Source organism: Pseudomonas asgharzadehiana, assembly GCF_019139815.1.
Taxonomy (GTDB): domain Bacteria; phylum Pseudomonadota; class Gammaproteobacteria; order Pseudomonadales; family Pseudomonadaceae; genus Aquipseudomonas; species Aquipseudomonas asgharzadehiana.
In genome coordinates this window covers 3,419,203-3,433,559 of the sequence record NZ_CP077079.1, presented here as the reverse complement: position 1 = coordinate 3,433,559, position 14,357 = coordinate 3,419,203, and the positions used below count along the sequence as shown (strand labels likewise).

At 57.9% G+C, this 14,357-nt stretch carries 17 protein-coding genes; 9 read left to right on the top strand and 8 right to left on the bottom strand.

Annotation, left to right across the window (positions count from 1 at the left end):
- Window positions 1-25: 25 nt before the first annotated feature.
- Window positions 26-328: a DUF1883 domain-containing protein gene (locus KSS96_RS15415; protein WP_003173824.1), complete on the bottom strand. Its 303-nt coding sequence runs from the start codon at window positions 326-328 to the stop codon at window positions 26-28.
- 212 nt (window positions 329-540) lie between these two features.
- Between KSS96_RS15415 and KSS96_RS15410 the strand changes: the two genes are divergently transcribed.
- Both KSS96_RS15410 and KSS96_RS15405 read left to right on the top strand, forming a co-directional pair.
- Window positions 541-891 (top strand): hypothetical protein, encoded by a 351-nt coding sequence (locus tag KSS96_RS15410; RefSeq protein WP_017528085.1) that lies wholly within the window; start codon window positions 541-543, stop codon window positions 889-891.
- A gap of 22 nt (window positions 892-913) precedes the next feature.
- The gene (locus tag KSS96_RS15405) at window positions 914-1,144 is read left to right on the top strand and encodes a hypothetical protein (RefSeq protein WP_017528084.1); all 231 of its coding nucleotides are present in this window, start codon (window positions 914-916) and stop codon (window positions 1,142-1,144) included.
- 7 nt (window positions 1,145-1,151) lie between these two features.
- Here KSS96_RS15405 and KSS96_RS15400 read toward each other — a convergent pair whose 3' ends face one another.
- Window positions 1,152-1,433: a hypothetical protein gene (locus KSS96_RS15400; RefSeq protein ID WP_017528083.1), complete on the bottom strand. Its 282-nt coding sequence runs from the start codon at window positions 1,431-1,433 to the stop codon at window positions 1,152-1,154.
- Window positions 1,434-1,575: 142 nt separating this feature from the next.
- Complete coding sequence (locus KSS96_RS15395; protein WP_017528082.1) at window positions 1,576-1,761, bottom strand: hypothetical protein; 186 nt, start codon at window positions 1,759-1,761, stop codon at window positions 1,576-1,578.
- Window positions 1,762-2,072: 311 nt separating this feature from the next.
- On the opposite strand from KSS96_RS15395, the gene galU reads away from it, so the two are divergent.
- Complete coding sequence (gene galU, locus KSS96_RS15390) at window positions 2,073-2,912, top strand: UTP--glucose-1-phosphate uridylyltransferase GalU (RefSeq protein ID WP_003173830.1); 840 nt, start codon at window positions 2,073-2,075, stop codon at window positions 2,910-2,912.
- Window positions 2,913-3,018: 106 nt separating this feature from the next.
- The gene (gene gorA / locus KSS96_RS15385; protein WP_017528080.1) at window positions 3,019-4,377 is read left to right on the top strand and encodes a glutathione-disulfide reductase; all 1,359 of its coding nucleotides are present in this window, start codon (window positions 3,019-3,021) and stop codon (window positions 4,375-4,377) included.
- On the opposite strand, the gene KSS96_RS15380 is transcribed toward gorA, so the two are convergent.
- Complete coding sequence (locus KSS96_RS15380; RefSeq protein WP_068931862.1) at window positions 4,378-5,385, bottom strand: DNA-binding protein; 1,008 nt, start codon at window positions 5,383-5,385, stop codon at window positions 4,378-4,380. It abuts the gene before it with no gap.
- A 171-nt stretch (window positions 5,386-5,556) separates the two neighbouring features.
- Between KSS96_RS15380 and KSS96_RS15375 the strand changes: the two genes are divergently transcribed.
- From KSS96_RS15375 to ahpF, 3 genes are all read left to right on the top strand, one after another.
- Complete coding sequence (locus KSS96_RS15375) at window positions 5,557-6,489, top strand: site-specific integrase (RefSeq protein ID WP_065879046.1); 933 nt, start codon at window positions 5,557-5,559, stop codon at window positions 6,487-6,489.
- Between the two features lie 133 nt (window positions 6,490-6,622).
- Complete coding sequence (gene ahpC, locus KSS96_RS15370; protein ID WP_003191303.1) at window positions 6,623-7,186, top strand: alkyl hydroperoxide reductase subunit C; 564 nt, start codon at window positions 6,623-6,625, stop codon at window positions 7,184-7,186.
- Between the two features lie 127 nt (window positions 7,187-7,313).
- Complete coding sequence (gene ahpF, locus KSS96_RS15365) at window positions 7,314-8,879, top strand: alkyl hydroperoxide reductase subunit F (protein WP_068931860.1); 1,566 nt, start codon at window positions 7,314-7,316, stop codon at window positions 8,877-8,879.
- 50 nt (window positions 8,880-8,929) lie between these two features.
- On the opposite strand, the gene gloA is transcribed toward ahpF, so the two are convergent.
- Window positions 8,930-9,451: a lactoylglutathione lyase gene (gloA, locus tag KSS96_RS15360; RefSeq protein ID WP_017528076.1), complete on the bottom strand. Its 522-nt coding sequence runs from the start codon at window positions 9,449-9,451 to the stop codon at window positions 8,930-8,932.
- Window positions 9,452-9,649: 198 nt separating this feature from the next.
- Here gloA and KSS96_RS15355 point away from each other — a divergent pair, with 198 nt between their 5' ends.
- Window positions 9,650-10,186 (top strand): DUF4946 domain-containing protein, encoded by a 537-nt coding sequence (locus tag KSS96_RS15355; protein WP_017528075.1) that lies wholly within the window; start codon window positions 9,650-9,652, stop codon window positions 10,184-10,186.
- Window positions 10,187-10,299: 113 nt separating this feature from the next.
- On the opposite strand, the gene KSS96_RS15350 is transcribed toward KSS96_RS15355, so the two are convergent.
- From KSS96_RS15350 to KSS96_RS15340, 3 genes are all read right to left on the bottom strand, one after another.
- Window positions 10,300-10,659 carry a histone-like nucleoid-structuring protein, MvaT/MvaU family gene (locus tag KSS96_RS15350; RefSeq protein WP_017528074.1) on the bottom strand — a complete coding sequence of 120 codons (360 nt, stop codon included), beginning with the start codon at window positions 10,657-10,659 and terminating at the stop codon, window positions 10,300-10,302.
- Window positions 10,660-10,857: 198 nt separating this feature from the next.
- On the bottom strand, window positions 10,858-12,399 hold the full coding sequence (locus tag KSS96_RS15345) for an EAL domain-containing protein (protein ID WP_068931859.1): 1,542 nt from the start codon (window positions 12,397-12,399) through the stop codon (window positions 10,858-10,860).
- Between the two features lie 85 nt (window positions 12,400-12,484).
- A complete protein-coding gene (locus KSS96_RS15340) occupies window positions 12,485-13,354 on the bottom strand; it encodes a LysR family transcriptional regulator (protein WP_065879051.1) in 870 nt (289 codons plus the stop codon).
- 76 nt (window positions 13,355-13,430) lie between these two features.
- Between KSS96_RS15340 and KSS96_RS15335 the strand changes: the two genes are divergently transcribed.
- On the top strand, window positions 13,431-14,354 hold the full coding sequence (locus KSS96_RS15335) for a DMT family transporter (RefSeq protein ID WP_065879052.1): 924 nt from the start codon (window positions 13,431-13,433) through the stop codon (window positions 14,352-14,354).
- Window positions 14,355-14,357: the final 3 nt, after the last annotated feature.

Below are 14,357 nucleotides of genomic sequence, written 5' to 3'. Positions count from 1 at the left end.
GGCTATTTCCTATGGCGCGTTCGGATCAGCTCAGCTTGGTGCTGGTACGACGAACGATACGAATCTTGTGGGACAACGCAGGCTTGCGGGTGACGCTGATCGCCCGACGCGTGACCACGTCCAGAGTGATATTCCAGAACCCGGTGCTGGGCGCGGTGATCTTGGCGGGAAACTTGTCGAACGCACCGCCGTGGTAAGTGTGGCGACCGCCATTCTTGAAGCTGCGAAAGTTCGCATCGCTCATCAGGCGGATATTGCAGGTTTGCGAGCATTCGATGACGACGATATCTCCCTCGTTGAGGTGCTCGCGCTGGTGGATGAATTTCATGAGGGTGTCTCCAGAAGGGCTTTTTCTGAAAAATCAGAACGATACGTAGGTTAAGATGGAGTTTATCAGCCCCAGCGCGTTTATTATCGGCCCGTCTGCAATGACGTCGACAATTTAAAACAGTTATTTACCGAGTTATCAGGGATAAATCCTACGTGTGCGGGAGAAAACTACCATCCCCGCTGTCGTAGGGTCTTTATTGGAGGTTTTGTATGAAGTGGAGTGTGTTGGTGCTGGCCTTGGCGATAGGTGGGTGTGCTTCGGTTGCAGATATCAAGCAGACCCCGCCGACGTTGGCCGTCATTTCCGGGAAGAAGCCCCAGGAATACGCCGCGTGTGTGATACAGAAATTATCGGCTACCCGCCGTCCGCCGCAGATCGAACCGCACAAAGAAGGTGTGCGCGTGATCGTGCCGCAGAAATTTTCGGCCGACCCTTCGGCCATTTTCGAGATTGACGAGCGCTCCAGTGGCAGCAGTATCAAGCTTTACGAGAGCATGTCCAACGTGCCGATCCGCCCGGGCGATGTGAAAAAAGCCGGGGAAGAGTGCATTTCCGGCTGATGCCGTCGTGGAAAAACCAGATATGAAGCGTGAACACGTCAAAGCCCGCCATGCCGAGGGTGAAATCTCGGCTACCCATGTCATCCAGAACCCTGCCCACCTCGGTGAGTGGATCGTGTTCTTCAAGAAAAGTGGCGGGCGCAGCTTTTTCCTGGTGGACGAGCAAGACGAAGTCGAGTCTTTTGCCAGCCTTGACGAGCTGACCGAGCTACTTCGGGAGCTGGGTATCAAATTTGCCGAGATTCACTTGTAGGCGAGGGTTACTTGCAGACCACCACCACACTGCGACTTTTGTAGTTGCCCACATCCTGGCCCAGGGTCTTGTCGCTTTCTTTAAGCGATGGCGTGCCCTCGGTGCCGACAATGCGATAGCCGGTGCCGGCGCAAGAGGCATCGGCTTTTTCGTAGCAACTGGCCCAGGAATTGGCTTCGCCGGAGCAATCGATGGTCAGGCCTTGCTCGCCGTTTTTCAGGTAAACATCGGAAGTGGTGGTGCAGCCGGCGAGTGCCAGAACCGCTGTCAGTGCCAGGAGTTTGTTCATAGGTGTTCGTCGTCGAGGGTGTGGGAAGGCGCTGACACTATCGTGGGGCGTTTTCGGCAGGTTATAGCGAACTGCCATCAAGGTACAGAGTGATACAAAAAAAGCCCCGTCAAACGGGGCTTGTTGCGCGGGGGCTGAAGACTTATTTGCCCTTCGGTCGCTTGCTCGACGCGTGGCCGGCTTCATCCACGAACACTTCGGCTACCGCTATCGCCATGCTTTCTGTCTCGAAAACGCCAGCGACGCTGTCTCCGTGAAAGTTGATCAGGTGCCAGCCGTCCGCTCGCTTGGTGATCAGGTAGCCGTTCACGCCTTTTGGTTCTGACATCTATTAACAATCTCGTCTGGTCTGATTCAAGGGCCTAATGATAGCGCCAAATCTCACGAAGCCGCGTAAGTTATTCCAAGTCAGTGTTCCGGCTGAAAAAGCGTGCTAAAAAGACGGCTTACCATGGAAATGATGCGTGACCGGCAATTTTTGCCAAGGCGGTAGGAAGGTCTTTGTAAGATAAGTGGAACTTACGCTGACATTTTTTCTCTATGATGACATCGCAACGCCAGCAGCTGCCATTGTAAGGTGGCTGCGGCCTGATTAGACTGCGCCGAATTTCGTACGCACAGCCCTTTGTAAGGACCCATATGATCAAGAAATGCTTGTTCCCAGCAGCCGGTTACGGCACTCGCTTCTTGCCAGCGACCAAGGCCATGCCCAAAGAAATGCTGCCGGTGGTGAACAAGCCACTGATTCAGTACGGCGTGGAAGAAGCTCTGGATGCCGGTCTGAACGAAATTTCCATCGTCACCGGCCGTGGTAAGCGCGCGCTGGAAGACCACTTCGACATCAGCTACGAGCTGGAAAACCAGATCAAGGGCACCGACAAGGAAAAATACCTGGTCGGCATCCGTAAGCTGCTCGACGAGTGCTCGTTCTCCTACACCCGTCAGACCCAGATGAAAGGCCTTGGCCATGCGATTCTTACCGGCCGACCGCTGATCGGTGACGAACCGTTCGCTGTGGTCTTGGCGGATGACCTGTGCGTTAACCTGGAAGGTGATGGCGTACTGACCCAGATGGTCAAGCTGTATCAGAAATACCGCTGCACCATCGTTGCGGTCATGGAAGTGAACCCGACCGAAACCAACAAATACGGCGTTATCGCCGGTGACGACATTGGTGATGGCCTGATCCGCGTGCGTGACATGGTTGAAAAACCTGCGCCCGAAGATGCTCCGTCAAACCTGGCGATCATTGGTCGTTACATCCTGACTCCGGACATTTTCAAGCTGATCGAAGAAACCGAGCCAGGCAAAGGCGGCGAGATCCAGATCACCGACGCCCTGTTGAAGCAAGCCAAAGACGGCTGCGTGATTGCCTACAAGTTCAAGGGCCAGCGTTTCGACTGCGGCGGCGCTGAAGGCTACATCGAAGCCACCAACTTCTGCTACGAGCACTTCTACAAGACTGGCAAGGCTTATTGATTCACGCTTGCCCATGCGTTTGTAAGAGAAAGCCACCTTCGGGTGGCTTTTTCGTTTTTCAGCCCCATGTAAGTCGGTATGCTGACGGCCTGCCGAGGAGAGTGAAATGGCCTACGATTTTGACTTGTATGTAATTGGCGCCGGTTCCGGCGGTGTTCGCGCGGCGCGCTTTGCCGCCGGCTTTGGTGCCAAGGTGGCTGTGGCCGAAAGCCGCTACCTGGGCGGTACTTGCGTCAACGTCGGCTGCGTGCCGAAAAAGCTGTTGGTGTACGGCGCGCATTTTGCCGAAGATTTCGAGCAAGCCAGCGGCTTCGGTTGGTCGCTGGGCGAGGCGAATTTTGACTGGGCTACGCTGATTGCCAACAAGGATCGCGAAATCAATCGCCTGAATGGGATCTACCGCAACCTGCTGGTTAACAGTGGCGTGACGCTGCATGAAGGGCATGCACGGCTTGTTGATGCGCATCAAGTTGAGGTCAATGGCGAACGCTTTACCGCCAAGCATATTCTGATCGCCACCGGCGGCTGGCCGCAGATTCCGGAGATTCCAGGGCGTGAACATGCCATCGGCTCCAATGAGGCATTTTTCCTCAAAACGCTGCCTAAGCGCGTGTTGGTAGTTGGTGGTGGTTACATCGCTGTCGAGTTTGCCGGTATTTTCCACGGGTTGGGCGCCCAGACTTCATTGCTGTATCGCGGCGACCTGTTCCTGCGTGGCTTCGACGGTTCGGTGCGCACCCATCTAAAAGAAGAGCTGACCAAGCGTGGCCTGGACCTGCAATTCAATGCCGACATCGAGCGCATCGACAAGCAAACGGATGGCAGCCTCAAGGCCACGCTCAAAGACGGTCGCGTGCTGGAGGCCGATTGCGTGTTCTATGCCACTGGCCGTCGCCCGATGCTGGACAACCTTGGGCTGGAGAACACGGGCGTGAAACTCGACAAGCGTGGCTTCGTCGAAGTGGACGACCTGTACCAGACCGCCGAGTCGTCCATCCTGGCTATCGGTGATGTGATCGGTCGCGTGCAGTTAACGCCGGTTGCCCTGGCTGAAGGCATGGCTGTGGCGCGTCGTTTGTTCAAGCCAGAGCAGTATCGCCCGGTGGATTACACGATGATCCCCACGGCGGTGTTCAGCCTGCCCAATATTGGTACGGTGGGCCTGACTGAAGAAGAGGCGAAAGAGAAGGGCCACAAGGTGCAGATCTTCGAGAGCCGTTTCCGGCCGATGAAACTGACCCTCACGGACTGCCAGGAAAAGACCTTGATGAAACTGGTGGTCGATGCCGACACCGACAAAGTGCTGGGCTGCCATATGGTCGGCCCGGATGCCGGTGAGATCGTCCAGGGCCTGGCGATCGCGCTCAAGGCGGGCGCGACCAAGCAGCATTTCGATGACACCATCGGCGTGCACCCCACGGCGGCGGAAGAGTTTGTCACCATGCGCACACCTGTGGCGCACTGATCAGGTTTCAGGTGTTGCCTCTGGCGCCGTTGCAACGACGGCCGCCAGGCGCAATGCCTCGATACTGGCCTGGGCCTTGATAAGGTCCAGCTCCAGCCCTTTGTTGGCCTGCTGAAGCTCACTCAGCGCGTGCTGGCGTGACTCGCTTTGCATGGTTGCAACCCGCAGGCGCTCCTGCAGCAGGGTGCGTTCGCCGTCGATCTTGCTTACCTGTTCGCTCAGCTTAAGTTGCTGGGCCTGGTCCTTGCGCACTTGCTCTTGCAGCGTCGCCAACTCCTTGGTGGTTACCCGGTGCTCGATCAGCAGTCGCTCGTTGTCGCGATGCAACTGGGTGATCTCATCCTGGCGCACCATTGCGCTTTGCTGGGCTTGGCGCAGTTCTGCCTGTATCTGCTGCAACTGGCCTTCGTGGCGCCGCTGCTCCTGCTCGCGCTGTTCCTTGATTGCGTTGCGATAGTGTTCAAGCGCTTCGCGGGCGTGCAGGTGCTTGTCTTCCAGCGAACGGATCTGTTCGTCCTTGTCATTAATGCGCAATTCGTAATCGCTGCACGCCTGGCTTAGCCCGGCGTTACGGGTTTGTTCGATCTGCAGGCTGGTTCTGGCGGTTTGCAGAGCGGCACTTTCTTCCGCAAGCGCCGCACCCTGGATATCGAATTGTTGCTGCAGCTGGCCGTGGGTCTCTTCAAGCGATTTCAGCTGGGCGAGCAGGGCGGTTTTTTGTTGTTCGAACTGCGACAGAGCTAGGTCAATCGGCTCTTGGGCCTTCTCTTTCAGGCGCTGGGACAGACGCGCGACCAACTCAGCCAGCTCATCGTCAATCGGGGCTTGAGCGATGGTCAGGCGGGTTTCGCTGTCGTCCAGCTCTTTCAAGTAGCGGTGGATCGTTGTTTTCGAGCCGGTATTGCCCATCTCGATGCGTACAGCATCAATGCTGGGGTTTTCGCCGCGAGCGAGGATCGCCAGGCGTGCCGCTTGAACCACTGCTTTGTTTATTCCGCCGCGTGCCATGGGGTCTCCGTCGATTTGGTACTGTAATATGTAGTATGTAGTTACATACTATAACACTATCCAAAGCTCGTTCAAATTCGGCCGATTCACAGATGGGATATTGGCGTATTATCCCGTGTCAATAACCGTTAGGGCGCTATGCAGCCCCCAAATAGTACGAATAGGCCTCCCATGAGCGATCTGGATCGTTACCTCAATGCCGCCACCCGCGATAACACCCGGCGTAGCTATCGCGCTGCCATCGAGCACTTCGAGGTGAGTTGGGGTGGTTTCCTGCCGGCCACCAGTGACAGTGTGGCGCGCTACCTGGTGGCCCATGCAGGCGTGTTGGCGGTCAACACCTTGAAGCTGCGGCTTTCGGCGTTGGCGCAATGGCACACCAGCCAGGGTTTTGCCGACCCGACAAAAACACCGGTGGTGCGCAAGGTGCTCAAAGGGATTCGGGCCGTGCACCCAGCTCAGGAGAAACAAGCCGAGCCGTTGCAGCTCAAGCATCTGGAGCAGGTGGTGGCGTCCCTTGATGGCGAAGCGCGCGAAGCGGGCGAGGCTCAGGATCAACCTCGGCTGCTGCGCGCCAAGCGTGATAACGCGTTAATTCTGCTGGGCTTTTGGCGCGGCTTTCGCAGCGATGAGTTGTGCCGACTGAGTATCGAACACGTTCAGGCCACGCCCGGCGCCGGTATCAGCCTGTACCTGCCGCGCAGCAAAAGCGACCGCGACAACCTCGGCAAGACGTATCACACCCCGGCGCTGCTGCGCTTGTGCCCGGTGCAAGCCTATACCGAGTGGCTCAGCGCGTCGGGGTTGGTGCGTGGCCCGGTGTTTCGGGGCATTGATCGCTGGGGCAACCTGGGGGAGGAGGGCCTGCACCCCAATAGCCTTATCCCGTTATTGCGCCAGGCGCTTGAGCGTGCGGGCATCGCCGCCGAGCAATACACCAGCCATTCCTTGCGCCGGGGCTTCGCCACATGGGCGCATCGCAGCGGCTGGGATTTGAAGTCGTTGATGAGTTACGTCGGCTGGAGCGACATGAAATCCGCCATGCGCTATGTTGAATCCACACCTTTTCTCGGTATGACGTTGGCGACCCAGCCGCTGCTTTGAGTTTTCTTCTATTAATACAGTCGTCTGATAGCGAAAACCAATCGTCAGCATCAGGTTTGCCAATGAGCCATCAGTCAAGAGAGTGGGTAGGATTCACTTCATCAACTTCTTAACCCCTGACGGAGAGTCAACGATGCCTATCATCAACAGCCAAGTAAAACCGTTCAAAGCCACCGCATTCAAAAACGGCAGCTTCGTAGATGTGACCGACGCTGACCTGAAAGGCAAATGGTCCGTAGTGTTCTTCTACCCGGCCGACTTCACCTTCGTTTGCCCAACCGAGCTGGAAGACCTGGCTGACAACTACGCCGAATTCCAGAAACTGGGCGTCGAGATCTACAGCGTGTCCACCGACACCCACTTTGCCCACGCTGCCTGGCATAACACTTCGCCAGCCATCGGCAAGATCCAGTACACCATGATCGGCGACCCAACCCTGACCATCTCCCGCAACTTCGACGTACTGATCGAAGAAGCTGGCCTGGCAGACCGCGGCACGTTCGTGATCAACCCAGAAGGTCAGATCAAGATCGTTGAATTGAACGACGGTGGTGTCGGTCGTGACGCTTCTGAGCTGCTGCGCAAAATCAAAGCCGCCCAGTACGTTGCTGCCCACCCAGGCGAAGTCTGCCCAGCCAAGTGGAAAGAAGGCGAGGCCACTCTGGCTCCGTCCCTGGACCTGGTCGGCAAGATCTAAGTCTGTGAAGTCTCAAGGGCGGTATTCCGCACTTAAGTAAGCTGCATCCGCCCTCTGAACGCCCGGGCGAGATTCGCTCGGGCGTTTTTTTGTCTGCAATAAACCGAATTAACAGGAAATCGCCCGTATGTTGGACGCCAATCTTAAAGCTCAGTTGAAGTCATACCTGGAACGGGTCACCCAGCCGATCGAGATCGTCGCCTCCCTTGATGACGGCGCGAAATCCCAGGAAATGCTCGCTCTTTTACAGGACGTCGTCAGCCTCACCACGCTGATTACCCTGAAAACCGATGGCAATGATGCGCGCAAGCCCTCGTTCTCCATCAACCGCCCGGGTGCCGATATCAGCCTGCGTTTCGCCGGCATCCCCATGGGCCATGAATTCACTTCGCTGGTGCTGGCCCTGCTGCAAGTCGGTGGCCACCCGTCGAAGGCCAGTGTCGAAGTGATCGAACAGATCCGCGCCCTCAAAGGCGAGTTCAGCTTCGAGACTTATTTCTCGCTCTCCTGCCAGAACTGCCCGGACGTGGTCCAGGCGCTGAACCTGATGGCGGTGCTCAACCCGAACATCCGCCACGTTGCCATCGACGGCGCGCTGTTCCAGGCTGAAGTCGATGAACGCCAGATCATGGCGGTGCCCAGCGTGTACCTCAACGGTGTGAACTTTGGCCAGGGCCGCATGGGCCTGGAAGAGATCCTCGCCAAGCTCGATACCAGCGGCATTGAGAAGGCTGCCGAGAAAATCAGTGCCAAAGATGCCTTTGACGTCCTCGTTGTCGGCGGTGGGCCTGCCGGTTCTTCGGCAGCCATTTATGCGGCGCGTAAAGGTATTCGCACCGGTGTTGCCGCCGAGCGTTTTGGCGGCCAGGTGCTGGACACCATGTCCATCGAGAACTTTATCTCGGTACAGGAAACCGAAGGGCCGAAGCTGGCCAGCGCGTTGGAAGCCCATGTGCGTCAATACGACGTGGACATCATGAACCTGCAGCGCGCCAGTGCCTTGATCCCGGCGAAAAACGCGGGTGACCTGCATGAAATTCGTTTCGAAAGCGGCGCGACCCTCAAGTCCAAGACGGTGATCCTGGCCACCGGCGCCCGCTGGCGTGAAATGGGGGTGCCGGGTGAGCAGCAATACAAGGCCAAAGGCGTTTGCTTCTGCCCGCACTGCGACGGGCCGTTGTTCAAAGGCAAGCGCGTGGCGGTGATTGGCGGCGGTAACTCCGGCGTTGAAGCGGCCATCGACCTGGCCGGCATCGTGAGTCACGTGACCCTGCTCGAGTTCGACAACAAGCTGCGCGCCGACGCGGTGTTGCAACGCAAGCTGCACAGCCTGCCGAACGTTGATGTGATCACCAGCGCGCTGACCAGCGAAGTCAAAGGCGATGGCCAGAAAGTTACCGGCCTGGCGTATAAGGATCGCGACAGTGGCGAGTTCAAGACCATCGACCTGGAAGGTATCTTCGTGCAGATCGGTTTGCTGCCCAACACCGATTGGCTCAAGGGCACGGTTGAGCTGACCCCGCGCGGCGAGATCATTGTGGATGCCCGTGGCGAAACGTCACTGCCTGGCGTGTTTGCCGCCGGTGACGTGACGACGGTGCCGTACAAGCAGATCGTGATTGCGGTAGGCGAGGGCGCCAAGGCGTCGCTGAGTGCGTTTGATCACCTGATCCGTACGTCTGCGCCGGCGTAACGCAGGGCCTGAAAATGAAAAACCCCATGAGTGATCATGGGGTTTTTTCGTTACAGCGGCGCGGGTTGAATGATCTCGACCCAATACGCATCGGGGTCCTTGATGAATGCCAGGCTTTTCATGCGGCCATCGCTCAGGCGTTTCTGGAAATCACACCCCAGCGCTTCAAAGCGTTCGCACGCTGCAACGATATCCGGCACCGAGATGCAGATATGGCCAAAGCCACGCGGGTCGGTATTGCCGTTGTGATAAGCGAAGTCGGCATCGTTTTCGGTGCCGTGGTTGTGGGTCAGTTCAAGGATGCCCGGGATCGACTTCATCCACTGGGTGCGCGCGGCGGCGTCGGCAGGGATCTGGGATTTGTCCACCAGGGCCAGGAAGTACAGGCTGAATTCGGCTTCCGGGAAATCGCGCTTTTCAACCAGGGAGAAACCCAGGACGCGGGTATAGAAATCCAGCGACTTGGTGATGTCCTTGACCCGCAGCATGGTGTGGTTGAACACGAAGTTCGACGTGGCGGTGTCAGGTTGGGCGGTGACGCCCGGGAAGGTGTTCAGTTCGTGCAGGCTCATGGGCCCTCCAGAAAAAAATGGGGCAAACGCAGCTCCTGGTGAGAGGAGCGTTCCCTTGGCTTGCGGCTGGCATCTGTGCAGCGCAGCCATGATACGCAAGGCTCGCCTGCCGCGCCAAATGAAAAAGCTGACGCAGGCCTTGCGACCGATGGGCGCAGGGGCTCACACTTTGGTGCTTGGTTCTAGGGTGTTTTTCGCATGTTCGACGTTCGTAAACGGCTATTGAGCGCTGGGTGTTTGCTGTTGGCCAGTTCTGTTGTGTTGGCGGCCGATCCGGAAATTCATTGGCCCAGCGGCTGGCAAGCCGAAGAAGTGATTGCCGATGGCGAGGTACCGGCAAAACCGCAACCGGTCTCCCGGCAGCGTGCGATCAAGAATGATGAAAACGGCAACACGTTGATGGTCATGGAGTTAACGGGCACGCCGGTCGAAAGTGGGCATAAAGTTAATCTTCAGGGCGTTTTGCTGGAAATGCGTAAGTCCATCCAGAAAGGGTTTGCCCAAGGTGGCTACCAAAGCGTGTGCACCAAAATGCACGCTGCAACATTGAGCCGTCTTGAAGCGCTGGAAACTACTTGCGTGATTACCGAGAACGGCCGGCACGTATTGTCACAAACATTGGTGGCGGCGGTTGATACCGATAAGGCGTATGTTTTTTCATACGCTGGCCAAGCGCAAGCATACGAGGCGAGCAAGGATGAAGTCAGTTCAGTGCGCGACAGTCTCAAACTTTAAGCACGTTCGGCCGATTGCCATGGAACAAAATGAAATGTTATTTAAGTTCAGGTTCGAACGCGTGAATAAAAAAAGCCCCGCTTAAGCGGGGCTTTTTTATTAGAGCAATGCGATCAACCGCGAAGCCAGGAATCTACCGTCTCGGCGCCGTATTGTTCTTTCCAGGCCTTGAGGCCACGGTGGTTGCCACCCTTGGTTTCGATCAGCTCGCCAGTGTGCGGGTTCTGGTAGACCTTGACCACGCGCGCGCGACGCTGTTTGGGAGCCGCGGCGGCACTGGACTTGCCCGGGTTTGGATCAAGGATCAGGATGATGTCACGCAGGCCTTTGCCGTAGGTTTTCATCAATGCCTGAAGCTTTTCTTCGAATTCGATCTCTTTCTTCAAGCCTGCGTCGTTCTTCAGGGATTCCAGCTGGGCAAGCTGCTCTTGAAGGGCTTTTTCTGCTGCGCGAAATTCGGCGAGTCTGGACAAAATCTGTACTCCAATAGTGTAGTTGGCTGATATCAACTGCAGACAAAGCTATAAGCCAAGCGCTTTAAACGACTCAAAAAATACGTCGTCCTGCGAGCTCTGCACAGGCAGGAAAAATTGTAGTAGTTAATCCGCTACGAGTAAATCACGTCTTTTGTCTCAACTAAGAATATTTCAACGCGCTGAGTGTATGGCTATTCAATGACTGATCAAGGTTTGAATGAATTCATCACCGGGTAACGGTCTGCCAAACAGGTAACCCTGCAGGAAATCCACACCGTGCGCCGCCAGGTATTCACACTGCTCGGCTGTTTCGACGCCCTCTGCAACGATGCCCAGGTCGAGCTTGCTGGACAACTCTATGATGCTGTCGAGGATATGACTTGATAGTACATCTGCGCCGATCATGGCGACAAAACTCTGGTCTATCTTCAAATAATCCACATTGAAATTACGCAAGTAAGCCAGGCTGGAGTGCCCGGTGCCAAAGTCATCGAGGGCGATCATCACGCCCAGTTGATGCAGGGCATCGAACAGCTGTCGCGTGATAGCGGTGGGTTCGATCAGCTCGCGCTCGGTCAACTCCAGCACCAGCGTCACCTGGCCTGCCGGGAAAGCGGCCAGAAATTCGCGACAGTCATCCACCAACTCCAGGTCAAGGCAATGGCGTGCGGTGATATTCACCCCAATATGGAAGCCCGGGCTGATACGCGCCGCATAGGGCGCCAGTTGCGCAGCGGTCTGACGCAGCAGGGCGCGGGTCATCGGCACGATCAGGCCGCAATGTTCGGCCAAAGGAATAAACAGGTCTGGGCGCACCAAACCTTCCTTGGGGTGGCGCCAGCGCATCAACACTTCACAACCCGCCCATTCGCGCGTGTCGCCGCGCACCACCGGCTGAAAGTAAGGGACGAACTCATTCGCTTCCAGCGCTCGTTGCAATTCATGGGTGGGCGTCGAAGAGCGCTTTTGCAGCCCACGCACAAGCACACCGGCCAGAACGCCAAAAAACACCACTAGGCTGAACGACGCCGGGTAACGCTCGCGCATATAGCGCCACACTTCACCGGCGGGCATGCCGGCGTCGACACTGTACGGATAGCGCGCGGACGCCAGGTGTTGATGAGCCACGGCAAAGCCAGGCACCGGCACGTCATGCACCTTGCCGTCGGCACCGAGCCAGTGCGGGCCCACCTGCAGGGTCAGGTCCGCGTAACGGCTGATCAAGCGCAGGGCGTTGGTCAGGTGGTAGCCGTCGATAGAGGCAAAGGCGGCTTTGTCGCCGTCAACCAGTCGATGCACCAGGAGCGCGGTATCCGGCGTAACCGGGTTGCCCGTCATCAACCATAACGCGCCGTCGACATAGTCAGCCGGGTTGACGCTGGACTCATGGTCGCCGCCGAACAGTGAGCTGCAATAGATGTTCTTTTGCCAGGACAACGTGGTTGCGCGCACAAACGGTCGCCGCGTGACCTGCTCGCGCAGGGCCAGTTGGGCCGCGTCATCGCAGGGTTGGCCCGCCAGGGGCAGCAAGGCCTGGGCGGCGAGGGCGGTGTTATCAAGCATCAGGTCAAACTGGCGCACGGCTTCCTGGGCGGTGCGGACGGTACTCTGTTGCAGCGAGCGTTCGGCTTGCCAATGCAAAATGACGATGCCCAGCGCAATCGGCAGCAAGCCACCCAGCATGGTCATGAAGGTGCGAGTGGCGCGGTTTCGCGGGCCGTTGGCGGTCAGGGGCATGGGCAGAACGGCCTGTAGCAGCAATCGGGATGCGCTGATGATAGATGGCTCGCCGCCAATAAGCTCGCAGTCCAGGGCGGTGGGGTCATAGCGCCAGGCTCTGGGCGATACGGATAAACGCCAGGGTCGCCGGGGAAGACTGGCGCCGGTCCAGCACGGCCAGGCCGACCTTGCGCGGCACGGCGGGCAACAATGGCCGCTGTACATAACGCGGGTCTGGCGTGGCGGGCAAGGACGCCTGCGCCACCAGGCTCACGGCATCGCCCCGGCTCACTGTCTCCAAGGTGCTCAGTAATTGGGAGCAGCGGTAACGCACATTGGGCACTAAGCGAGCGTCACTGAACAGCCGCGTCACCAGTTCCGACGAGCCTGCCTCCGTCAGCGCAAAGGGGGCGCCGCACAAGTCCTTGAGCGTTACCTGCTCACGGTCGGCCAACGGATGATCGGTGGGCAGCAGCGCGACCATCTGGTCTTCGAACAATGGGTAGGTATCCAAGCGCTCCTGTTCGAGCACGACGAAGCCGATATCGACTCTGCGCTCGTCCAGCCAGTGGATGACTTGTCGGTCCGGCCCTTCGTCCACGTGTACTTCGATACCGGGATGCGCCTGGCGGAATCGACTGAGAATCCTCGGCAGCAAATAGGTGGAAGAGGTCGGCCCAAACGATCCAATGCGCAAGGTCCCGCGCTTCATGCCCCGGGCATCGGCGGCTTCCTGCTGCAGCGTGTTGGCGAGGCCGAGCATGGCACGGGCGCGACCGAGTAATTGCTGGCCGATATCGCTGGTTTCTACCAGGGTTTGATGGCGCCGAAACAGCGCCACGCCCAGTTCCTGCTCCAGCGCCTTGATGGCGTGGGACACCGCCGATTGGCTGATGCCCAGCCGGTGCGCCGCGCTGGTGAAACCTTGCAGCTCGGCCACCAGGGAGAATATTTCCAGTTGCGTGAGGGTCATGAGTAAATGCTCATTTTACGATGATGGCTTATTAGCTGAAGAATACGCCCATTCTCCTGTTCTTCGAGCCCACTTCATGCGCGCCACCTCTGATCGCCTCACTTACTGCAAACTCGCCGCCGTCACCATGATTTGGGGCGGCACCTTTGTCGCCGGGCGATACCTGGCGAATCAGGTCGACCCGCTATTGGCCGCCAGCCTGCGTTTTCTCCTGGCGAGCCTGGCCTTGTTACTGTTCATGGGCGTGGCCCGCATTCCCCTGGTTCGTCCAAGCCTTCAGCAATTGGCGCTGTTGGCGGTGCTGGGGTTCTTTGGGATTTTTTTCTACAACCTGTGCTTCTTCTATGGGTTGCACTACATCAATGCGTCGCGGGCGTCGTTGATCGTGGCGTTGAACCCGGCCGTGATTGGGCTGGCCTCCTGGCTGCTGTTCAAAGAGCGCTCGGGGCGCAGTAAAGTCATGGGCATCGCGCTGTGCCTGGGCGGTGCCGCCACGGTGATTGTCAGCCGCAACCCGCAACTGATGCAGGTCGCCCCCCAGAGTTGGCTCGGGGATCTGCTGATCTTCGGCTGTGTGTTGGCTTGGGGCGTTTATTCGTTGTTTTCCCGCGGGTTGAACGCCACCCTGGGCCCGTTGCAGACCGTCACCTGGTCAGTGCTGCTGGGCACGTTGATGCTGACCGCCACAACCGCACTGAGCGGCGGTATCACGCTTGAAGCGGTTGCCCGTATCGACCTGCCACAACTGCTGAGTCTGGTGTATCTGGGCGTATTGGGTTCGGCGCTGGCCTATATCGGCTACTACGACGGTCTCCGGCGTATCGGCGCGACACGCTCCGGCGTATTTATCGCACTCAACCCGCTGACCGCCGTCATCTGCGGCGCGTTGCTGCTGGGCGAGCAATTGACCGTCCCCATGTTGCTGGGCGGGGCAGTCATTCTGCTGGGCATCTACCTGTGCAACAAACCCCTTGCACGGGCGCGGGTAATGGGGATTTGATAA

Bases quoted from the DNA above. Each gene is read 5' to 3' on its own strand.
- KSS96_RS15415 (WP_003173824.1), bottom strand. From the start codon at position 328: ATGAAATTCATCCACCAGCGCGAGCACCTCAACGAGGGAGATATCGTC.
- KSS96_RS15410 (WP_017528085.1), top strand. From the start codon at position 541: ATGAAGTGGAGTGTGTTGGTGCTGGCCTTGGCGATAGGTGGGTGTGCT.
- KSS96_RS15405 (WP_017528084.1), top strand. From the start codon at position 914: ATGAAGCGTGAACACGTCAAAGCCCGCCATGCCGAGGGTGAAATCTCG.
- KSS96_RS15400 (WP_017528083.1), bottom strand. From the start codon at position 1,433: ATGAACAAACTCCTGGCACTGACAGCGGTTCTGGCACTCGCCGGCTGC.
- KSS96_RS15395 (WP_017528082.1), bottom strand. From the start codon at position 1,761: ATGTCAGAACCAAAAGGCGTGAACGGCTACCTGATCACCAAGCGAGCG.
- galU (WP_003173830.1), top strand. From the start codon at position 2,073: ATGATCAAGAAATGCTTGTTCCCAGCAGCCGGTTACGGCACTCGCTTC.
- gorA (WP_017528080.1), top strand. From the start codon at position 3,019: ATGGCCTACGATTTTGACTTGTATGTAATTGGCGCCGGTTCCGGCGGT.
- KSS96_RS15380 (WP_068931862.1), bottom strand. From the start codon at position 5,385: ATGGCACGCGGCGGAATAAACAAAGCAGTGGTTCAAGCGGCACGCCTG.
- KSS96_RS15375 (WP_065879046.1), top strand. From the start codon at position 5,557: ATGAGCGATCTGGATCGTTACCTCAATGCCGCCACCCGCGATAACACC.
- ahpC (WP_003191303.1), top strand. From the start codon at position 6,623: ATGCCTATCATCAACAGCCAAGTAAAACCGTTCAAAGCCACCGCATTC.
- ahpF (WP_068931860.1), top strand. From the start codon at position 7,314: ATGTTGGACGCCAATCTTAAAGCTCAGTTGAAGTCATACCTGGAACGG.
- gloA (WP_017528076.1), bottom strand. From the start codon at position 9,451: ATGAGCCTGCACGAACTGAACACCTTCCCGGGCGTCACCGCCCAACCT.
- KSS96_RS15355 (WP_017528075.1), top strand. From the start codon at position 9,650: ATGTTCGACGTTCGTAAACGGCTATTGAGCGCTGGGTGTTTGCTGTTG.
- KSS96_RS15345 (WP_068931859.1), bottom strand. From the start codon at position 12,399: ATGCCCCTGACCGCCAACGGCCCGCGAAACCGCGCCACTCGCACCTTC.
- KSS96_RS15340 (WP_065879051.1), bottom strand. From the start codon at position 13,354: ATGACCCTCACGCAACTGGAAATATTCTCCCTGGTGGCCGAGCTGCAA.
- KSS96_RS15335 (WP_065879052.1), top strand. From the start codon at position 13,431: ATGCGCGCCACCTCTGATCGCCTCACTTACTGCAAACTCGCCGCCGTC.